A 1,672-nucleotide genomic window follows, 5' to 3' on the forward strand; every position below is an offset into this window, starting at 1 on the left:
AGTGTGCATCGTGAAAACTGCACGTCAGGTGGGCTGGTGTGCGTAGGTGTCGGGACGCTCGGCCAGGTCCGGGGCGATAGTCCAGCGACAAGATCGTCGGTCATCAGCGGGCGACTTCCCTGTTCGTGAGGACCAGCAGGGCCCGCACCAGCGCGGTCGCCCACCTCGGATCCGTGCGGACCTTGCCCAGCACGCGCCAGTTCTTCAGGTGCGCGAAGCCGTGCTCGACCGGGGCGCGCACTGCGGCCAGTGCCTTGTTGGACAGCTTCTGGCCACGGGTCAGGGGCCGGTTCCGGGCGGCTTTGTAGCCGGTGATCACCGCCGGGTCGGCGTCCGGGCCGCTGTCGTCGAGACCGACGAAGCCCAGGTCGGCGATGGCCCCGAGGCCGGCCGCCCGCAGGTGGGCGGTGAGCTTGTCGTGTCGGCAGGCGGTGATCTCCGAGGACCGTCCGGGCCGGGCCGCGGAGACCCACAGCAGTCGGCCCCGGTCGTCGGTGAGCGCGATCACCAGCAGACCGTGGCATTTGTGCTTGCCGGAATAGTTCTTCCGGTTCTCGGCCCCGGTGCGCCGCCGGGTCCGTATCAGGGAGCCGTCCAGCAGCACCACCCCGCCACCCTTTCGGGCGATCTTCTTCAGCGCGCGGTCCAGTCTGGGGGCGCGGGCGGCCAGCAGGCCGACGACCTCGCGCACCCACCGGGTGACGGTGGTGCGGTGTATCCCGTTTCCGCCGGCGAGATCGCCGGGCCGCTGGTCACAGCGCAGTACCGCCAGCACGATGCCGGCGATCTTCCCCGCGGGCAGGGCCCGCCACCGCGAGCCGATCTTCTTCAAGTGGCCGCGTATCACCGTGGCGAGGTAGTTCAGGGTGGCGCTCGACAGCGGCAGGCGGGCGGTGTAGACAAGGCCGTCAGGGCCCTCGGCGGGGCTGGTGTTGTTCTTCACAAAACACGTCAACTGCCGTCGGGGGCCCGCTGGTTACGCCCCGATGTCCCGTCCCGGTGTGGCTACCGGCGTGCGGTGAACCGTCCGTCGGGTCGTTTGTGCAGCCAGCCACGATCGGCGAGCTTGGTCATCTTCGCCCGCAGCGGCTCCAGCTTCCCGCGCACCGCCACCTCAAGTCCCAGCTCCTCGCCCACCGCCCGGACCTGCACCGGGCCGTCCGCGGCCCGCACGATCGCCAGGATCTTGCGGTAATCGCCGGGCAGCGCGGCCTGGTCAAGGCCCTCGCCGCGGTGCGGGATCAGCAGGACCGCTCGCCCCGCCACCCGGGCGGGCGCCGGGGAGGCGACCACGGCGGCTTCCGCTTCGGCCCGGTCCTGTTCGGCCAGCCGGTTCAGGACCCGCTCGGCGACCAGCAGTTCCTCCCGCTCGGCCTGGACCTCCTGAAGCTGCTTGGCCAACTCCTCGGCGAGTGTGTCCAGTTCACTCCGGCGAGCGATGATCCGCTCCAGGTCTCCCATACCCTGCACCCTCCCGCGATCTCACCGCGTACCGCCCCGGTCACGGATCGTAGGAGCGGTCCCGGGACGAGCGCAGCGGAACCCGAGAACCGCCTCAGCCGACAGGGCAGACGATCTTCACCATGGACACCCGCCGCCGACCAGCGCGAGCACGGCAACTCGCCCGCACACCAGCCCACCTCACCTGCACGTTTCACGATGCACAGTGCTC

General features: G+C 70.5%; 2 protein-coding genes. Both read right to left on the reverse strand.

What is annotated here, in order from left to right:
- Window positions 1-103: 103 nt before the first annotated feature.
- The gene (locus HCJ93_RS28985) at window positions 104-943 is read right to left on the reverse strand and encodes a transposase family protein (RefSeq protein ID WP_167998796.1); all 840 of its coding nucleotides are present in this window, start codon (window positions 941-943) and stop codon (window positions 104-106) included.
- Window positions 944-1,005: 62 nt separating this feature from the next.
- On the reverse strand, window positions 1,006-1,461 hold the full coding sequence (locus HCJ93_RS28990) for a hypothetical protein (RefSeq protein ID WP_167998797.1): 456 nt from the start codon (window positions 1,459-1,461) through the stop codon (window positions 1,006-1,008).
- Window positions 1,462-1,672 lie beyond the last annotated feature (211 nt).

Source organism: Streptomyces composti (genome assembly GCF_012034205.1).
In the GTDB taxonomy this organism is placed as follows: Bacteria; Actinomycetota; Actinomycetes; order Streptomycetales; family Streptomycetaceae; genus Streptomyces; species Streptomyces composti.